Origin of the sequence: Nonomuraea antri, assembly GCF_013283785.1 — a bacterium.
GTDB lineage: Bacteria > Actinomycetota > Actinomycetes > Streptosporangiales > Streptosporangiaceae > Nonomuraea > Nonomuraea antri.
In genome coordinates this window covers 1-18275 of sequence record NZ_JABCPZ010000146.1, presented here as the reverse complement: position 1 = coordinate 18275, position 18275 = coordinate 1, and the positions used below count along the sequence as shown (strand labels likewise).

Here is an 18275-nt window from a genome sequence, read left to right as displayed (position 1 = left end):
TGGTATCTACAGTCCCTTCGCCAGCTCGTCGGCGACGTCCAGCACGTGTTTCCCGGCCACGACGGGCAGGCACTTGCCGCTCACCGGGCCGATCTTCTCAGCCCAGCGGGCCGGCACGCCGTGCTCGCCCTGGACGGCTCCCGCCACGGCCCCGGCGATGGCGCCGATCGTGTCGGCGTCCCTGCCCAGGCTCACCCCGAACGTCACCGCCGCGGCCACGTCGCCGTCGCCGGCCAGGAACGCGGCCAGCGCCAGCGCCACGGCCTCGGGGGCCACGTCCGTCCACGGGTAGTGCTTGACCACCACGGCCTCGTGCAGCGCCTCGACGAGCGCCAGGTCCTCGCCGGACTCCACCGGCGGGAACCTGCCCAGCACCTCGCAGGCGCGGGCGATGTTCCTGGCCGTCCAGGAGTCGGCCGGGATCACCGACAGCGCGGCCGAGACCACCTCGGGCGGCGACGCGCCGCCCATGGCCGCGGCCACCGCCCCGGCGACCGCCCGGCCGCCGAGAATGCCCTCGCCCGAGCCGCTGACCAGCCCGTCCTGCTCGATGAGCCGGGCCGCCTCGGCCGGGTCGCCCGGGCAGAAGATCCCGTACGGCGCCGCTCGCATGGCCAGACCGTCGGACCAGCCGTGCTGGTGCGCCTGCCCGGACAGCGGCGGTTCAAGCCCGCGCCGGAGCGCCTCGACGGTGCCCAGTTCGGAGAAACCGGCCCCCTTCATCGGGCCCTCGATCCGCGGGATGATCTCCCTTCGGTAGGCGTTCGCCACGTCGGCCGAGGTCAGCGCGTGTCCGTGGGTGACCAGCAGCGAAGCGGCGAAGATGGCGTACTCGGTGTCGTCGGTGCCCCCGCCTTCGATCTCGGTGAGACGGCCCCACCTCCGGCGGATCTCCGCCGGGGTCAGGTTCTCTGCGGGGGCCCCGAGGGCGTCGCCGGCCGCCAGACCGAGCAGACTCCCCCGGGCCTTGTCGCGAAACGTCACTGCTGATACCGCTCCAGCACCTTGTTGCCGTCCTCGACCAGGCGCTTGGCGGCCTCGTCGAGGGTGATCTTGTTGCCGAAGTACTCCTGCAGGGCCGGCGTGGCGACCTTGCTCTTCCACTCGTCGAAGCCGTTGACCTTGAGGAACGGCGCCACGACCAGGTTCTTGGCCGAGGCGGTGGCCACGTCCCAGCCGTTCTCCTGCGCAGTCATGGCCGGGTCGGCGGCGGCCTTCTGCGAGGTGGGCAGCAGCCAGTCGCCCTTGGCCAGCTTGGCCTGGTTCTCGGCGTTGAGGAAGAACGAGATGAACTTCATCGACTCGTCGGCGTACTTGCTGTCCTGCGCGATCGACAGCGTCTGGGAGACCGCGCCCTGCTCGGACGTCGTGCCCTTGAGCGGCGGCAGCGTCACCCACTCGAACCCGTCGGGCGCCTGCTCCGCGACCTGCTGGCGCAGGTAGACGCCGGCCGGCAGCAGCGCGAACTTGCCGTCGTAGAAGGCGGGCAGCGGGTCGGCGGTGCCCTGGCCGAGCGCGGCCGGGTCGGCCGACTTGTCCTTGTACAGCTGGTCGTGGATGCGCTGCAGCACCTCACGCTCCTCCGGGCCGACCTTGACCGTGGTCTTGCCGTCGGCGCCGGTCTGGAAGAACGTGCCGCCGAAGTTGAGCGCCATGTTGAGCGACTTGTTGACCGGCGACTTCATCGGCCAGGCCACGCCGTACGTGCCGTCCTTGGTCATCTTCTTGCTCGCCTCGGCGAACTCGTCCCACGTCCAGGGGTTGTCGGAGGTGGGGACGCGCACCTTGGCGGCGTCGAGCAGCTTCTTGTTGGCGATGACGACCTGCGACTCCTGCAGGAACGGCACGCCGTAGATCCCGTCGGCGCTCTTGCCCTTGAACGTCACGGTGTCCCAGGCGGCCTGCGGGATGTCGCTCTTCAGCTCGGCGGGCAGCTTGTCGGTCAGGTCGAGCAGGTAGCCGTCGGAGGCGAAGCCGGACAGCGCCGGGGAGTCGTTGTGGATCACGTCGGGGGCGGTGCCGCCGGCGAACTGGGTGACGAGCTGGTCGTTGGCGTTGTCCCAGGAGCCCTGGACCAACGTCACCTGGAGGTTCGGGTTGGCCTTGTTCCAGGCGTCCACGATCTCCTTGTTGGCGGCGATCGACTCCTTCTGCCAGGCCAGGCTCAGGAACTTGATGGTGACCGGCTTGCCGGGTTCGGCGGCCTTCTCGCCGCCACCGCCGCCGCTGCCGCACGCGGTGGCGAGCACGGCGACGGCCGCCACCGCCAGAGCGGACTTGATTCGCATATGAGCCTCCTAGCCCTTGACGGCGCCGGCCATCAGGCCGGACTTCAGTCGCCGCTGAATGATGGAGAAGAAGATCAGGCTCGGGATCGTCGCCATCAGCGACGCCGCGGCCAGCGGGCCGAGCCTGGCGACCCCTTCGGGTCCGGTGAAGCGCACCAGCGTGAGCGGGAGCGTCATGACCTCGGGGTCCTGCAGGACCACGAGCGCGAACATGAACTCGTTCCAGGACGAGATGAACGCGAACAGCAGGGTGGCCACCACGCCGGGCGCCAGCAGCGGGGCCACCACGCTGACGATCGTGCGCAGCCGGCTCGCGCCGTCGACGGAGGCGGCCTCCTCCAGCTCGGTCGGCACCGCGCGCACGTAGCCCTGCAACATCCACAGCGCGAACGGCAGCGTGAACGTGACGTGCACGACCACCAGGCCGGGCAGCGTGTTCACCAGCTCCAGGTCACGCAGGATCATGAAGAGCGGGATGATGATCAGGATGAACGGGAAGACCTGGCTGACCAGCACCCAGCCGATCGCGATCTTGTTGACCAGGCTGCGGTAGCGGGCCATCGCGTAGGAGGCGGGCAGCGAGATCAGCACCGTGATGACGCTGCTGAACAGCGCCACGACCAGGCTGCGCAGCCCGGCGCCGACCAGGTCCTGCTCGCCGAACGCGTCGGTGAAGTTGGTCAGCGTCGGCTCGCGCGGGATCCACGTCGGGTCGGTCAGCGCCATCTCCTGCGGCGTCTTCAGCGCCGTCGACAGCAGCCACACCAGCGGGAAGGCCAGGAAGACGACGTACGCGACCAGCGCGAGGTACTGTGCGGGGCGCTTCACTTGGCCTCCCTCATCTGCCGCCACAGGTACAGCCCGAGCACCGCGAGCACGACGATCGCCATGGCCAGGCCGAGCATCGAGGCGTATCCGGCCATCCGGTAGCGGAACGCCTCCTCGTAGGCGAACAGCATCGGCAGCCTGGTCTGGCCGCCGGGGCCGCCCTGGGTGAGCACGTAGACCAGGCCGAACTGGTTGATGTTCCACACGAAGTCGAGCGAGGTGATCGCCACGATCACCGGACGGAGCTGGGGCAGCGTGATGTTCCAGAACCGCCGCCAGGAGCCTGCGCCGTCCATCTCGCCTGCCTCGTACAGCTCCTTGGGCACGTTCTGCAGGCCCGCCAGCAGCACCACGGTGGTCTGCGGCATGCCCGTCCAGACGCCGACGACGATGATCGCGGGCAGCGCGAGCGAGAAGTCGGCCAGCCAGTTGATGTCGGTGCCGAGGACGCTGTTGAGAATGCCGGCGTCGGGGTGGTAGACGAGCTTCCACATCAGGCCGATGACCACCGGCGGCATCGCCCACGGCACCACCGCGAGCACCCGGGCCACACTGCGCCCGCGCAGCTTCTCGTTGAGCAGCAGCGCCAGGCCGAGCGCGGCCAGGAACTGCAGCAGCGTCACCGAGACCGACCAGATGGCGCCGATCCTGAACGACGACCAGAAGTCTTCGTCGGTGAGCAGCCTGGTCAGGTTCTCCAGGCCGACGAACTCGGGCTGGTTGTTGCGCGTGTTGCGGGCGTCGGTGAACGCCAGGCCGATGCCGTACAGCAGCGGCCCGACGCTGAACAGCACCACGGGCACCAGCGCGGGCAGCATGAGCAGCCACATCTCGCGCTTCTTCCGCGATCCGCCGCCCCGCCGCGCGCGCGGCTTCGGCGGTGACGGTCTGGTCGCGATCGCCGTCACGATTCGCCCCCTTCCCTATGAGTACGGCCTTCGCCGGCCGTGGACGCCCGTACCACCAGGCGGGGCGGAACAGTGATGAGCCGCGGCTCGCGGTCGCCGTGCTGGAACCGGTCGAGCAGCAGCTCGGCGGCGGCCCTGCCGCGTTCGGCCGAGCCCAGCGAGACGCTGGTCAGCGCCGGCCAGGAGGCGGCGGCCAGGTCCGTGTCGTCCATGCCGACCACGGCCACGTCGTCGGGGACCCGCTTGCCCGCGGCGCGCAGCACGTCCAGCGCGCCGAGCGCGATCAGGTCGTTGGCGCACATGAGCGCGTCGAGGTCGGGCACCCGGGCGAGCAGCTCGGCCACGGCGCGGGCGCCGTCCTTACGGTAGAAGTCGCCGATCTGGACCAGGCTCTCGTCGTACGGCAGCCCGAGCCCGGCCAGCGCCTCGCGGTAGGCGGCGCCTCTGGCCGCGCCGGGCACGGTGTCGAGCGGGCCGTTGACCAGCGCGATGCGCCGCCGGCCGAGCGCGTGCAGGTGGTCGAGCGCCAGCCGGACGCCGGTGCGCGAGTCGGCGCGCACGTTGTCGACCGGGGTGCCGTCGGGCACCGAGCCGATGATCACCACCGGCGCCCTGGCCGCGGACAACGTCCGCAGGTGGGCCTCGGTGACGCGCAGCGGCACCATGATCAACCCGTCGACGTACCGCTCGCCCAGGCTGTGCAGCACGTCGACCTCGTCGGCCACGACCGCGTCGGTGGAGTGCAGCACGAGCCGGTAGCCCGCGGCCTTCAGCACCGGCTGGATCTCCCGCAGCATCGCCAGGTAGGCCGGGTTCCCCACGTCGGCCATGGCGAAGGCCACCTGGTGGGTGCGCCGCGACTTGAGCGAGCGCGCCACGGCGTTGCGCACGTAGCCGAGCTCCTCGGCGGCGGCCATCACCTTGCGCACGGTCTCCTGCCTGGTCGGCAGTCCGTTGAGCACCCGCGAGACGGAGGCGATGGAGACGCCGGCGCGCTCGGCGATCGTGGTGATCGTGGGTCCGTCGGCCAAGGCAGTCCTTCCAGAAACGTAAACGTTTACAGGACCTTGCTGTAAACGTTTACGGCGTTGCGCCACATGAAACCCGCCGGCAACCCACCGGTCAAGTCACGATCCCATAACACCAGGTCAGAGGGGGTGCGGGCAAATGGAAGGACAAGAACCACCCCTCAGCGGGGGTGGTTCTCGGGCGATCAGCGCGTCGCGACGGGCTCAGGGGCGTCCTGGCGGGGCAGGGCGCGGATGCCGGGAGCGCCGGCCAGGGCCACGACGGCCGACAGGACGGTCGGCACGATCAGCGCGATCGGCAGCGACGCCTCCTCCGCGACGAACCCCAGCACCGCAGGCCCCAGCAGCAGCCCGCTGTAGCCGAAGGCCGTCACCATCGACAGCGCCTGCCCCACGGGACCGCCCGCGGCGCCCACCGCGCTGAAGATGACCGGCACGACCGTGGCGAGCCCGATCCCGGCCACCGCCCATCCCGTCCAGGCGATGGCCGGCCGCAGCGGGCCCGCCGCCAGCGGCGCCACCAGCACCAGGACGTAACCCAAGGTGGCGAGCGCGCCGGCGAGCTGGATGGTGCGCACGGAGCCGAACCTGGCCCGGATCGGGTCGCCGAACAGGCGCACGGTGGTCATCGCCACCGAGAAGATCGTGTAGGCCAGCGGCGCGGCGGCCGGCCCGGTCTCCAGGATCCACAGGGCGTGCAGCGCGGCCCAGTCGATGGCCGCGCCCTCGCTCAGGTGCCCGGCGAACGCCGCCAGCCCGAGCACCGCGATCAGCCCCCAGCGCAGCGGGCCGCCCGCCCGCGACGTGCCGCCTTCCGCGGCGGTCTCGGCCGGGGCGGGCAGCAGCAGCCTGGCCGCGGGCACGAACAGGAACGGCACCACCAGCGCCGCCACCACCATCAGCGCCTGCGCGTCCAGCCCCGCCTGCAGGACGGCCGCCGTCAGCCCGCCGCCCGCCGCGCCGCCCAGGCTCCAGGTGCCGTGGAAGGCCGAGATGATCGGCCGCCCGTAGCGGCGTTCCACCTCGACCGAGTGGGCGTTCATGGCCACCTCGCTCACCCCGATCCCCATGCCGAACAGCACCGCCAGCACGGCCAGGGTGACGTAGTCGGGGGCCAGGGCCGGGCCGAGCAGCGCCAGTCCGGACATCGGCCCGCCCGCCCAGCACACCGCCCGGCTCGACCACCGGTCCACCAGCCGTCCGGCGATCAGCATCGACACCAGCGCGCCGCCGGAGATCAGCAGCATGACGCTGCCGAGCTTGGCGGGCCCGAGACCGAGCCGGCCGTCCAGGGACGGCAGCCCGGCGGCCCACAGTCCGAGCAGGAGACCGCTCAGGAAGAAGAAGCCGAACACTCCGATACGGGCACGTTTCGCGTCACGAGGGGTTTTGTTCACGGCTAGAGCATAAGGTGGGACTCGTGGATGGAGCCAGAACCAGCGGCGAACTTCGTGCGCACAATCGCGTACGTCTCCTACGCGCCGTGCACGATTGCGCAGCCACCCGGACGAGGTCGCAACTGACCCGCGACCTGAACCTGGCCAGGGGCACGGCCTCGGTGCTCGTGGCCGAACTGGTGGAGGACGGGCTGCTGCACGAGGAGCCAGCCCCCGAGCACGGGCGCGGCCGGCCCACCCAGATCCCGGGGCCGCACCGCGACGGCCCGGTCGCCCTCGCCGTCGACCTGCGCGAGGACGCCTGGGGGGTGGCGGCGTGCGAGCTGGGCGGGCGCGCCACGCTGCTCAAGATCCGCCGTCACGACGGCACGCCCGAGGGCGCGCTGGGCAGCCTGGGCGCCGAGCTGACCGCGCAGGCGCGGCGCTTCCCCACCCGGGTGATCGGGGTCGGGGTGGCGGTGCCAGGGCCGGTGCGCACCGGCGGGCGGGTGGACGTCGCGCACCTGCGCTGGCGCGCCGTGGACGTGCCCGGCCTGCTGGGCGGCCCGCCGCTCCTGGTCAACGGGCCGATCGTGGGCAACGACACCGCGTTCGCCGCGCTGGCCGAGGCCAGGCGGGGCCGGCTGCGCGACGTACGGGTCGGGCTGCACCTGCACGTGGACTTCGACCTCGGCGGCGTGCTCGTCGTCGACGGACGCCCGCTCGAAGGCGCGAGCGGCATGGGCGCCGAGTTCGGCCACATGCCGCTGACCGGCGGCGACCTGCCCTGCATGTGCGGGGCGGTCGGCTGCTGGGGCATGGAGGTGGGCGCGAACGCCCTGCTGCGCCACGTCGGCCAGGAGTACGGCGGCGGACGGGGCCGCGAGCAGGCCGAGACCGTCCTGGCCGGGGACGCGAAGGCGGTGGCCGCCAACGCCGGCGCGCTCGGCCGGGGCGTGGCCGCGCTGGTCAACGCGCACGACCCGGAGGTGGTGACGCTCTCCGGCTTCGGCCAGGACCTGCTGGAACTGGCCGGCGAGGACCTGCTGGCCGCCTGCGAGCGCGGTCTCATGGCCATCAGGCGCGATCATCCGCCTCGGGTGGAGTCGTCCGCGCTCGGCTGGCGCGGGCCGTTGCTGGGGGCGATGGAGTCGGTCTTCGACGCCTTCCTGACCCCGGAGGCGGTGGAACGATGGCGTCTGACCAGGGGCGCGACACGCCCGACGGGAAAAATGTGATGTATTCCACGCAGACCCGGAGGTAACCCCTCCCACCACCACGGACGTGATCATCCAGAAGATCTTGCCGGGACGTCCTTCCAGACCGCACCCATGAAATCGTCCATTGTGACGAAAAATCCGTTATCAAAGGAAAGAAACGCGTGAATCTTGAAATCGCGCTCCGCATGACAGAGGCCGCGCTGAAGCAGGCCGCCCGCGAGGGGGCGCAGGTCTCCGTGGCCGTGGTCGACGCTGGCGGTCATCTGGTGTCTTTCCAGCGTATGGAGGGTGCGGAGATCGCCGGGCCGGTCCTCGCGCCCGGCAAGGCGTACACCTCGGTGGCCCATCGCATGCCCACCGCGGACCTGGCTCCGCTGGTCGCTCCGGGCGGTGAGCTTTTCGGCCTGGCTGGTGACCGATTTGTATGTTTCGGCGGTGGTATCCCGCTCTGGGCGGACTACGGTGAAGGTGAACGCGTGGTCGGCGGCGTAGGGGTCAGTGGAGGCACCGTCGCGCAGGACGTGGCGTGTGCCGAAGCGGCCGCCATGGTGTGGCGGACGCGTTGAGCGGGCGCTTTCCGCAACACGAACCGCTGGTATCCGCCATGATTAGCCACTGCACCACGGGTAACAGAACCCGATCGTCAACTCCCCGAGGAGAGAACCGAGATGGCACTTCCCACTCTCACCCCCGAGCAGCGTCAAGCCGCTCTGGCCAAGGCGGCCGAGGCCCGCGCCGCGCGCACCGCCCTGCTCGCCAAGGTCAAGGCCGGTGAGCTGACCTTCGCGCAGCTGCTCGAGCGCGACGACGACATCGCCAAGAAGATCAAGGTGTCGCAGGCTCTGCGCGCCGTGAAGGGCGTCGGCCCGGCCAAGGCCACCGCGCTGATGGAGGAGGCGGGCGTCGACGAGAAGCGCCGCCTCGGCGGCCTGGGCGCCCAGCAGCGCAAGAAGCTGGTCGACGCGCTCGGCTGATCCCGAGCGGCCAGGTCCGCGCGCAACGGCCGCGCGGACCGGCCAGCGACCCCCGGAGAATCCGGAGGCCAGGAGGGGCCGTCACGGCGGGCCATCCCGGGGGTCGGAGCGAGCACGACGCCGCGCGCCGGGCCCACCCGGACGGCCAGGACCGCCGGCGGTCGTGAGCACCCCCACCAGCCGTCGTGACCGGCGCTAGGAGCGCAGGTAGGCCAGCACGGCCAGCACCCGGCGATGCTGGTCGCTGTCGTCGGCGTAGAGCCCGAGCTTGTTGAAGATGCTGCGGATGTGTTTCTCCACGGCGCCGTCGCTGATCACGAGCTGACGCCCGATGGCCGGGTTCGACTTCCCCTCTGCCATCAACCCCAGCACCTCGCGCTCACGCGGCGTGAGCTGCGCCAGCGGGTCGTCCTTACGCCTGCGCACCATCAACTGGGACACCACCTGGGGATCGAAGACGGTTCCTCCGGCCGCCACCCGTCGCAGCCCTTCGAGGAACTCCTCCACGTCCACGACCCGGTCCTTCAGCAGGTAGCCGACCGCACCGCGGGCGTCGGCGAGCAGGTCGTCGGCGTAGGAGACCTCGACGTACTGCGACAGGATGAGCACCGGCGCGCCCGGCACCCGCCGCCTGGCCTCGACCGCGGCCCTGAGCCCCTCGTCGGTGAACGACGGCGGCATCCGCACGTCGACCACCGCCACGTCGGGCTTGTGCTCGGCGATCGCCTCGACGAGGGAGTCGCCGTCGCCGACGGTCGCCACCACCTCGCAGCCGAACTCCTCGAGCAGCCTGACCAGGCCCTCTCTGATCAGAACCGCGTCATCGGCCACGACTACCCGCACGGAACCTCCGCCATGATCACCGTTGGCCCGCCGTCCGGCGACTGCACGGTCAGCTCCCCGTCGACTGCGCGGAGCCGGTCGGCCAGCCCGGCCAGGCCATGTCCCTTGGCGACGTGTGCGCCGCCCACCCCATCATCCCCGATGGTGAGCATCAGGATGTTCCCGAGGCGGGCCAGCTGGATGCTGCACATGGTGGCGCGGCTGTGTTTGGCCACGTTGGTCAGGGTCTCGGCGACGACGAAGTAGATCGCGTTCTCGACCGCGGCCTGGTAGCGCTCGACGGTCTGCACGTCCAGCTCGACCGGGACGGTGCACCGCCCGGCCAGCGCGGCCAGCGCCGGGGCCAGGCCGCGGTCCGACAGGATGGGCGGCGCGATGCCGCGCGAGAGCGCGCGCAGCTCGTCGAGCGTCTCGCGGGTGGCCGAGATGGCCGAGCTGATCGTGGCCTGGGCGGCCGCGGGGTCCTTCTGGAGCTGCCGCTGCGCCCTCGACAGCTCCATGGCCAGCGAGACCAGGCGCTGCTGCGGCCCGTCGTGGATGTCGCGCTCCAGCTTGCGCAGCGCGTTGGCCTCGGCGGAGACGGCCGCGGCGCGGCCCTCGGCCAGGTCGTCGATGCGTTCCTGCAGCTCGGCGACGCCGGTCAGCAGCGCCCGGCCGAGCCCGGCCCTGATCAGCGCGGCCCCGCGCACGCCGAACGGCATGATCAGCGCGAAGATCGCGCCGAGCGTGAGGTAGAAGACGGTGTTGGTGCCGTAGCCAGTGCCGAGGCCGAGCAGCTCGGGCAGCTCGACGTTGCCGGGGATGCGCGAGGTGATGACGCCGTAGAGCGGATAGGTGAGCCCGGCCAGCGGGACCGCCCAGAACACCACGGTGAGCACGAAGGCGATGATCGCGAACGGCAGGTTCAGGATGCCGTGCAGCAGGTCGAGCCAGGACTGGCCGCTGGTCAGCGGGTTCACCAGCCGGCGGAAGCGGCCCGCGCCCGGAGGGGCCGGCTTGTACCTGGGGCGCACCGGCGGGCGCTTGAGCACGTCGGACAGCCAGCCGCGTTCGGCGTCGGCGAAGCCTCTGGCCGTCATGAGCGTGCCGGCCAGCAGCGGCACCCCGATCCACACGACGGCGGTGCCCAGGCCGGCCGCCAGCCCGGCGATCATCAGGGAGAAGCCGATGACGGCCGTGGGGAAGCCGACGGTGGTGTAACGGGTGTCGAGGAGGACCCGCTTCATCAGGGAGCGCATGGATTCACGGTACGGCTCCGGCGCGGCCAGGGACGACCCGGTGCACCGGTCTCCCGGGGTAGGGCCAGCCCTACCAAGGACGGTGATGCGGGCTCGACTCGAAGAGGGCGGCACGCGGCAATGTGCCGGAGCCGCAGGAACGGGAGCCTTGACGCATACGTTCCAGGCGAATCGAGGCTCCCCCATGACCGTCCTGCTGGACCGCCCGGTCACCCCCACGGCTCCCGCCGCCGCGCCGCCGCGCCGCACCGCGACCCGGGACCCGTTCATCGACCTGCTGCGCGTGGCCGGGATGGCGCTGATCGTCCTGCAGCACTGGACGATCCCGGTGCTCACCTACGACCAGGGCCGTCTGACCACCGGCAACGCGCTGTCGACGCCGGGCGTGTGGGCGGTGACCTGGATCAGCCAGGTGATGCCGCTGGTGTTCTTCGCCGGGGGCGCGGCCAACGCGATCAGCTTCCGCCGCGCCCCGGGCGGCGCGCCGCGCTGGCTGGCGGCCCGGCTGCGGCGGCTGGCCTGGCCGCTGCTGCCGCTGGCGGCGGTGTGGATCCCGCTGCCGCACGTGCTGCTCACGCTCGGGGTGCCCGCGCAGCCGCTGGCGGTGGGCTCGCGACTCACCGGGCAGCTCCTGTGGTTCCTGGCGGTCTACCTGATCGCGGTCACGGCCACGCCGTACGCGCTGCGCCTGCACGAGCGGTTCGGCGTCCGCGTCCCGCTGGCGCTGGGCGCCGCGGCGGTGCTGACGGACGTGGCGCGCTTCTCCACCGGCGTCGACGCGCTCGGCTACCTGAACGTGGTGTTCGTCTGGATGGCGGTGCACCAGCTCGGCTTCTGGTACGCCGAAGGCCGGCTGCGCCTGACCGGGCTGCTGGCGCTGGGCGGGTTCGGCGCGGGGGCGCTGCTGGTGACCTTCGGCCCGTACCCGGGGAGCATGATCGGGCTGCCCGGCGCCGCGGTGTCGAACATGGCGCCGCCCACGCTGGCCATGCTGGCGGTCGGGCTCGGCCAGATCGGCCTGGCCGTGCTGCTGCGCCCGTGGCTGCTGCGGCTGCCCACCGGCCGGCTGCTGGCCTGGGCCGGGCCGCGCATCATGACGGTGTACCTGTGGCACATGCCGGCGCTGTTCGTGGTGACCGGTGTGGTGGTGGTCGGCCTGGGCATCGACACGCCGACGCCGGGCAGCGCGTTCTGGCTGGCCGGGTGGCCGCTCTGGTTCGGGCTGCTGGCGCTGGTCCTGTGGCCGCTGGTGCGGACGTTCGCCAGGTTCGAGAACCCGCCCGCGCTGCCGTACGGCAGGTCGGGGTGGGGTGGCATGCTGGGCGCGGCCGGGCTGGTCGGCGCCGGGGTGCTGACGCTGACCGTGGTCGGGTTCGCGCCCGGCGGCTGGCCGTTCCTGGCCGTGATCGCGCTGATCGGCGGCCTGCTCGCGACCGGGCCGCGCGCCCAGGGGTGAGTGTCGGGAACGCCCGGGGTGAGGTCCAGGCACGCTCGGGTGAGGTCCGGGAAACACGGCTGTCACACGAGAACGGCGAGAATCCGCAGGCATGACGAGCATTCGCCCGCTGACCGAGTCCGACCTGCCCGCCGTGGCCGGGATCTACGCCCACTACGTACGCGAGAGTGTGGCCACCTTCGACGAGACCCCGCCGACCGTCGACGAGTGGCGGTCGAAGGCCGGCGGCATCGCCGCGGCCGGGCTGCCGTTCCTGGTGGCCGAGGCCGGCGGCGCGGTGGCCGGATACGCCTACCTCAGCCAGTACCGGCCCAAGCCCGGCTACCGCCACACCCTCGAGGACTCCATCTACCTGGCGCCCGGCCACACCGGCCGCGGCCTCGGCCGGCTGCTGCTCGGCGAGCTGATCGAGCGGGCCAGGCGCACCGACGGCCGCCAGCTGATCGCGGTGATCGCCGGCACCGACGACACGTCGTCGGTGAAGCTGCACGCCGGGTTCGGGTTCGCCGAAGTCGGCCGGCTGCGCGAAGTGGGCTTCAAGCACGGCCGCTGGATCGACACGATCGTCCTGCAGAGACCCGTGCACTGAGCCGCGCCGGGCGCCCCGGTTCGACTACCGGGCAAACTTCGGCAGGATAGGGAGTGTGAGCCTACTCGTTGACCGCCTGCCGGAAGACATCGACGCCGATCCCGACGCCATCTTCGACGCGTTCGTGTCCTGGAACGCCGAACGGGGGCTCACGCTCTATCCGGCCCAGGAGGAGGCGCTGATCGAGGTCGTCTCCGGCAGCAACCTGATCCTGGCGACCCCGACCGGTTCCGGCAAGTCGCTGGTGGCGGCCGGCGCCCACTTCGCCGCGCTGACCAGGGACGTCCGCACGTTCTACACCGCGCCGATCAAGGCGCTGGTGTCGGAGAAGTTCTTCGACCTGTGCGCGGTCTTCGGCACCGCGAACGTCGGCATGATGACCGGCGACGCGAGCGTCAACCCCGGCGCGCCGATCATCTGCTGCACCGCCGAGATCCTGGCGAACGTGGCGCTGCGCGACGGCGCGAGCGCCGACATCGGCCAGGTCGTCATGGACGAGTTCCACTTCTACGCCGAGCCCGACCGCGGCTGGGCCTGGCAGGTGCCGCTGCTGGAGCTGCCGAACGTGCAGTTCATCCTGATGTCGGCGACGCTGGGCGACGTCTCGATGTTCGAGCGCGACCTGACCCGGCGCACCGGCCGGCCGACCTCGGTGGTCAAGCACGCCGAGCGTCCGGTGCCGCTGGTCTACTCGTACCGGATGACGCCGCTGCACGAGACGCTGGAGGAGATGCTCAGCACCGGGCAGGCGCCGGTCTACGTGGTGCACTTCACGCAGGCCGCCGCGATGGAGCGGGCGCAGTCGCTGATGTCGATCAACATGGCGACCAAGGCCGAGAAGGAGGCCATCGCCGCGATGATCGGCGGCTTCCGCTTCACCACCCGGTTCGGCCGGGCGCTGTCGCGGCTGGTGCGCCACGGCATCGGCGTGCACCACGCGGGCATGCTGCCGAAATACCGGCGGCTGGTCGAGCGGCTGGCCCAGGCCGGGCTGCTGAAGGTCATCTGCGGCACCGACACGCTCGGCGTCGGCGTGAACGTCCCGATCCGCACCGTGTTGTTCACCGCTCTGTCGAAGTACGACGGCAACAAGGTGCGCCGCCTGCGCGCCCGCGAGTTCCACCAGATCGCCGGGCGGGCCGGCCGGGCCGGCTTCGACACGATCGGCTACGTCGCCTGCCAGGCCCCCGAGCACGACATCGAGAACGCCAAGGCGCTCGCCAAGATCGGCGACGACCCGAAGCGGCGGCGCGGCTACGCGCGCAAGAAGCCGCCGGAGGGGTTCGTCGGCTGGAGCGCGGACACCTTCGAGAAGCTGCAGCAGGCCGAGCCCGAGCCGCTGAACTCCCGGTTCAAGGTCAGCAACGCGATGCTGCTGGCCGTGATCAACCGTCCGGGCGACTGCTTCCAGGCGATGAAGCACCTGCTGACCGACAACCACGAAGATCGCAAGTGGCAGCGGCGGCACATCAGCCAGGCCATCGCCATCTACCGCTCGCTGCTGGCCGGCGGCATCGTGGAGCAGTTCGCCGAGCCCGACGAGCAGGGCCGCAGGGCCAGGCTGACCATCGAGCTGCAGGAGGACTTCGCGCTCAACCAGGCGCTGTCCACGTTCGCGCTGGCCGCCTTCGACCTGCTCGACCGCGAGTCGCCCGGCTACGCGCTCGACATGGTCTCGATCGTCGAGTCGATTCTCGACGACCCGCGCCAGATCCTGTCGGCCCAGCTCAAGAAGGCCAGGGGCGAGGCCGTCGCGGAGATGAAGGCCGACGGCATCGAGTACGAGGAGCGCATGGAGGCGCTGGCCGAGGTCATGTACCCGATGCCGCTGGCCGACCTGCTGCTCGGCGCGTACGAGACGTACCAGCGCGGCCACCCGTGGGTCGGCGACTACACCGTCAGCCCGAAGTCCGTGGTGCGTGACATGTACGAGCGGGCGATGACCTTCAGCGAGTACATCCAGGTCTACGAGCTGGCCCGCTCCGAGGGCACGGTGCTGCGCTACCTGGCCGACGCCTACCGCACGCTCTCGCGCACGGTGCCCGAGCACCTCAAGACCGACGACCTGATCGACCTGATCGAGTGGCTGGGCGAGCTGGTCAGGCAGGTCGACTCCTCGCTAATCGACGAGTGGGAGAAGCTCACCAACCCGGCCGAGGCGCTGGAGCGGGCCGAGTCGCTGGAGACCAAGGTCCGGCCGGTCACCGCCAACACGCGGGCGTTCCGGGTCCTGGTGCGCAACGCGATGTTCCGGCTGGTCGAGCTGTGCGCCATCGAGAAGGAGGACGAGCTGGAGGAGCTCGCCCCCGACGTCGACTGGGGCGCGGCGCTCGACGCGTACTACGACGAGCACGAGGAGATCTTCACCGACGCCGACGCGCGCGGGCCCGCGCTGCTGCGGATCGAGGAGGAGAGCGGGCTGTGGAAGGTACGCCAGACGATCAAGGATCCGGCCGGTGACGGCGACTGGGGCATCGACGCCCAGGTGGATCTGGCCGCCTCCGACGAGGAGGGCCGCGCGGTCCTGCACGTGATCGGGCTGAACCGGCTCTGACCCGATCGGCTCATATGTAAGCCGTGTGCCGGAACGGACTGGCAAGGGCGTCCCGGCACACGTCTGTTCTCCTAGTTTCGGGTCGCGAGCTTCAGCATCACGTCATGACAATGTCTCAAGATCGGGACATTCGCCGACAAAGAGCCCGAGTGTCGAGGTCTCGGGGGATGGCAGGGTCGCGGGCCCGGGGCTCAGTCGCACGCGGCGATGTCGCAGATCTTGGCGAGCATGCGCTTGGCGTCGCCGGTCTGCTGCTTGAAGTCGGCCTTGGCCGGCTTGCCCCACTCCCCCGCCTGGCTGTAGAGGATCAGCGCGTTGGCGCGGCGGGCCACGATCGCCCGCTCGCCGCCGATGGCGGGCTTGGCGCCCTGGTGGGTCTGCCCGATGACCATCAGCCCGTCGTCGCCCAGCAGGGCCTTGGCGCCCTTGAACCGGTATCCCTTGGTGCCGCACGCGCGCAGCGCGGCCCGCAGGTCGCTCATGGCGGCGGCGGCCGCGCCTTCTGAGGAGTACAGGATGACCTGCTCGTACTTGGCGAAGTCGGGCACCGCGGTGTAGGTGATCGTCTTGGCCGCGGTGCGTCCCCGTGCGCCGAGCGCGGCCTTGTCGCACGGGTTCACCACCAGTTTGGCGCTCTTCCTGGCGCTGACCGTCCAGGTGGTCTCGGGGTTGTCGTCCTTCTTGGCGGCGTCCTTCTCGTACAGCAGGAAATTGCCCGGAATCGCGAGGGCGGCGGCTAACAACAACGCTGAAATCATGTGGAGCATGGTAGAGGTGAGCGACGAAGAGATCAGGCGCGTGCTCGGGCTGCTCGCCCAGGACGACACCCTGCGCGCCTTCGCCGGCCTGGTGCTCGGCGCCGGCGAGGAACCGTCCCCCCAGGCGCTGGCCCGGCTGGCCCGCGGCGGGCTCGCCGAGCGGTCCGCCGGCCGCTGGCGCGCCCGGCCGGAACGCTTCCGCGAACTGCTGCGCGCGCGTTCGGCCGAGCCGCTCAGCGAGGAGGAGCGCATCCTGCGCACGTTCATCGTGGACGGGCGGCTGACGACCATGCTGATGAAGCGCGACAAGCGGCTGGTGGTGCTCCGGTACATCTCGCGGGTGTTCGAGCCGGGCGTCCGCTATCCGGAGAAGGAGGTGAACGTGGCGTTGCGGGCCTTCCACGACGACTACGCGGCGCTGCGGCGGTATCTGGTGGACGAGATGCTGCTGAGCAGAGAGGGCAACGTGTACTGGCGCAGCGGCGGCCCCGTGGAGGTGTGAGCGGAGGTGTGATGGGTCAGGCGCCGCGCAGGCGGGTGCGGTAGTCGCGGGGCGGCAGGCCGTAGTGCTTCTTGAAGGCGCGGCTGAAGTGGAACGGGCTGACGAAGCCCGAGGCGGCGGCGACGTGCGCGATGTCCATGTCCGTCACCTCCAGCAGGCCGGCGGCGTGGCGGACCCGGGCGTCGCGCACGGCCTGCATCGGCGTCTGGCCGGTCTCGGCGGTGAACAGGTGGGCCAGGCGCGACGGCGACAGCGCCGCGGCCCTGGCCAGCGAGGCGACCGAGTGCGGGGCGCCGGGCTGGGCGGCGATGAGGGCGAGCACCCGGCCGATCCGCTCGTCGCCGCCGTCCTCGCCGTCGCGTCTGGCCGAGGCGGTGGCCAGGATGAGCACCTCCTCCACCGCGCCGAGCACCAGCTCGCGGGCCGGCGCCGTCACCGCGACGGCCGGCGCGTCCGGCGCGCCCGGCGGCGGCCCCGCCACGCCGGGCAGCCAGCTCGCGTCGCTCAGCGCGCGGCGGAAGGCCAGGTCGACCCGGTCGTGCAGGGACTCGGGCACCCCGCCGACCAGGTGGCAGCCGGGGGCGAGCGCGTACGCGCCGAGCCAGGCAAGCCAGGGCGGACGCGGCTGGAAGTGCACCCACCAGAACCGCCACCGCTCGGCGGCCACCCGGTAGTGCTGCGGCATGCCGGACTTCAGCACCACCAGGTCGCCCGGCTTCGTGGTCAGCGACACCCCCGCCTGCTCGACGAGCCCGCCGCCCGCCTGGGTCCACAGCAGCAGCCAGCTGGACGCGCCCGTACGACGCCGGGTGACGTAGCCGGGCGTCTTGTCGTAGTGGCCCACGATGGTCAGCTCGGTAGCAGGAATGGTCAGGTTCTCAGCGGTCACAGGCATACCGTTCCAACGGGCCGCTGCCTAGCGTGATGGGCATGAGGCCGAACGACTTCCACGATCAGGGGTACGTGCTGGTGCCCGGGCTGCTGGCGCCCGAGGAGGTGGCGGAGCTGCGCGCGGAGTTCATGGCGCTGCACGCCGCGGGCCCGATACCGGGTCATTTCGCGCCGCGGCCGCAGGAACCCGGCGAGCCGTACGACATCCTGCGCGAGTATCCCCGCATCATGCACCCCCATCAGGTGAACGACGTGGCGCTGCGCTACCTGCTCGACGCCAGGTTCGCCGCGATACTGCGCGACATACTAGAGGAGGAGCCGATAGCAGCCCAGAGCATGTTCTACTTCAAGCCGCCGGGCGCGCGCGGTCAGGCGTTGCACCAGGACAACTTCTACCTGCGGGTCGAGCCGGGCACCTGCGTGGCGGCCTGGGTGGCGCTCGACCGGGTCGACCGGGCCAACGGCGGCCTGGAGGTGGTGCCCGGCACACACCTGATGGACCTGTTCTGCCCGGAGGAGGCGGATCTGGACAGCTCGTTCACCCGCGAGTACGTCCCGCCGCCGCCGGGGCTGGAGCGGGTGCCGGTCGACATGGAGCCGGGTGACGTGCTCTTCTTCAACGGCAGCCTGGTGCACGGTTCTGAGCCGAACACCACGTCCGACCGGTTCAGGCGCAGCTTCATCTGCCACTACGTGGGCCGGTCCGCGGAGCGGATCTCCACGTACTACCAGACGCTGACCATGTCGGGCGAGCGGGTGGAGCTGGCGCCGGCCACCGGCGGCGGCCCCTGCGGCACCGAGGCCACCCCCGCCGGCCCGCAC

General features: G+C 71.3%; 18 protein-coding genes. 8 read left to right on the top strand and 10 right to left on the bottom strand.

Annotated elements, in window-relative coordinates:
- Positions 1–6: 6 nt before the first annotated feature.
- The 6 genes from HII36_RS35775 to HII36_RS35750 form a co-directional block, all read right to left on the bottom strand.
- Positions 7–984: an ADP-ribosylglycohydrolase family protein gene (locus HII36_RS35775; protein WP_173527742.1), complete on the bottom strand. Its 978-nt coding sequence runs from the start codon at positions 982–984 to the stop codon at positions 7–9.
- Positions 981–2288, bottom strand: a complete 1308-nt coding sequence (locus HII36_RS35770) for an ABC transporter substrate-binding protein (RefSeq protein WP_173527741.1) — start codon at positions 2286–2288, stop codon at positions 981–983. The genes HII36_RS35775 and HII36_RS35770 overlap by 4 nt, the downstream gene beginning before the upstream one ends.
- A 9-nt stretch (positions 2289–2297) precedes the next feature.
- Entirely contained in the window at positions 2298–3116 is an 819-nt protein-coding gene (locus tag HII36_RS35765; protein ID WP_173527740.1) for a carbohydrate ABC transporter permease, read from the bottom strand.
- Positions 3113–4024 carry a carbohydrate ABC transporter permease gene (locus tag HII36_RS35760; protein ID WP_328808033.1) on the bottom strand — a complete coding sequence of 304 codons (912 nt, stop codon included), beginning with the start codon at positions 4022–4024 and terminating at the stop codon, positions 3113–3115. The genes HII36_RS35765 and HII36_RS35760 overlap by 4 nt, the downstream gene beginning before the upstream one ends.
- On the bottom strand, positions 4021–5055 hold the full coding sequence (locus HII36_RS35755) for a LacI family DNA-binding transcriptional regulator (RefSeq protein ID WP_173527739.1): 1035 nt from the start codon (positions 5053–5055) through the stop codon (positions 4021–4023). Before HII36_RS35755 ends, HII36_RS35760 begins: the two co-directional genes overlap by 4 nt.
- Before the next feature lie 182 nt (positions 5056–5237).
- Positions 5238–6449: an MFS transporter gene (locus tag HII36_RS35750; RefSeq protein ID WP_328808032.1), complete on the bottom strand. Its 1212-nt coding sequence runs from the start codon at positions 6447–6449 to the stop codon at positions 5238–5240.
- An 86-nt stretch (positions 6450–6535) separates the two neighbouring features.
- Here HII36_RS35750 and HII36_RS35745 point away from each other — a divergent pair, with 86 nt between their 5' ends.
- The 3 genes from HII36_RS35745 to mihF all read left to right on the top strand — a co-directional run bounded on the left by HII36_RS35745 (position 6536) and on the right by mihF (position 8622).
- Positions 6536–7666: an ROK family transcriptional regulator gene (locus HII36_RS35745; RefSeq protein ID WP_217370386.1), complete on the top strand. Its 1131-nt coding sequence runs from the start codon at positions 6536–6538 to the stop codon at positions 7664–7666.
- Between the two features lie 143 nt (positions 7667–7809).
- Positions 7810–8214: a GlcG/HbpS family heme-binding protein gene (locus HII36_RS35740; RefSeq protein ID WP_173527737.1), complete on the top strand. Its 405-nt coding sequence runs from the start codon at positions 7810–7812 to the stop codon at positions 8212–8214.
- A gap of 102 nt (positions 8215–8316) precedes the next feature.
- Positions 8317–8622 carry an integration host factor, actinobacterial type gene (mihF, locus tag HII36_RS35735; RefSeq protein ID WP_043641121.1) on the top strand — a complete coding sequence of 102 codons (306 nt, stop codon included), beginning with the start codon at positions 8317–8319 and terminating at the stop codon, positions 8620–8622.
- Between the two features lie 195 nt (positions 8623–8817).
- On the opposite strand, the gene HII36_RS35730 is transcribed toward mihF, so the two are convergent.
- Positions 8818–9465 (bottom strand): response regulator transcription factor, encoded by a 648-nt coding sequence (locus HII36_RS35730; protein ID WP_173527736.1) that lies wholly within the window; start codon positions 9463–9465, stop codon positions 8818–8820.
- A complete protein-coding gene (locus tag HII36_RS35725) occupies positions 9456–10703 on the bottom strand; it encodes a sensor histidine kinase (protein WP_173527735.1) in 1248 nt (415 codons plus the stop codon). Before HII36_RS35725 ends, HII36_RS35730 begins: the two co-directional genes overlap by 10 nt.
- Before the next feature lie 184 nt (positions 10704–10887).
- Between HII36_RS35725 and HII36_RS35720 the strand changes: the two genes are divergently transcribed.
- From HII36_RS35720 to HII36_RS35710, 3 genes are all read left to right on the top strand, one after another.
- Positions 10888–12159 (top strand): acyltransferase family protein, encoded by a 1272-nt coding sequence (locus HII36_RS35720; protein WP_173527734.1) that lies wholly within the window; start codon positions 10888–10890, stop codon positions 12157–12159.
- A gap of 91 nt (positions 12160–12250) precedes the next feature.
- On the top strand, positions 12251–12748 hold the full coding sequence (locus HII36_RS35715; protein ID WP_173527733.1) for a GNAT family N-acetyltransferase: 498 nt from the start codon (positions 12251–12253) through the stop codon (positions 12746–12748).
- 46 nt (positions 12749–12794) lie between these two features.
- Complete coding sequence (locus HII36_RS35710) at positions 12795–15302, top strand: DEAD/DEAH box helicase (RefSeq protein WP_173527751.1); 2508 nt, start codon at positions 12795–12797, stop codon at positions 15300–15302.
- 191 nt (positions 15303–15493) lie between these two features.
- Here the strand turns inward: HII36_RS35710 and HII36_RS35705 are convergent, their stop codons facing one another.
- Positions 15494–16060: a hypothetical protein gene (locus HII36_RS35705; RefSeq protein ID WP_173527732.1), complete on the bottom strand. Its 567-nt coding sequence runs from the start codon at positions 16058–16060 to the stop codon at positions 15494–15496.
- Positions 16061–16076: 16 nt separating this feature from the next.
- Between HII36_RS35705 and HII36_RS35700 the strand changes: the two genes are divergently transcribed.
- A complete protein-coding gene (locus tag HII36_RS35700) occupies positions 16077–16562 on the top strand; it encodes a DUF2087 domain-containing protein (protein WP_407940844.1) in 486 nt (161 codons plus the stop codon).
- 16 nt (positions 16563–16578) lie between these two features.
- On the opposite strand, the gene HII36_RS35695 is transcribed toward HII36_RS35700, so the two are convergent.
- A complete protein-coding gene (locus HII36_RS35695) occupies positions 16579–17451 on the bottom strand; it encodes an AraC family transcriptional regulator (protein ID WP_217370385.1) in 873 nt (290 codons plus the stop codon).
- Between the two features lie 41 nt (positions 17452–17492).
- On the opposite strand from HII36_RS35695, the gene HII36_RS35690 reads away from it, so the two are divergent.
- Positions 17493–18275 (top strand): phytanoyl-CoA dioxygenase family protein (locus tag HII36_RS35690; protein WP_217370384.1); only part of this gene is annotated, 783 nt, incomplete at its 3' end.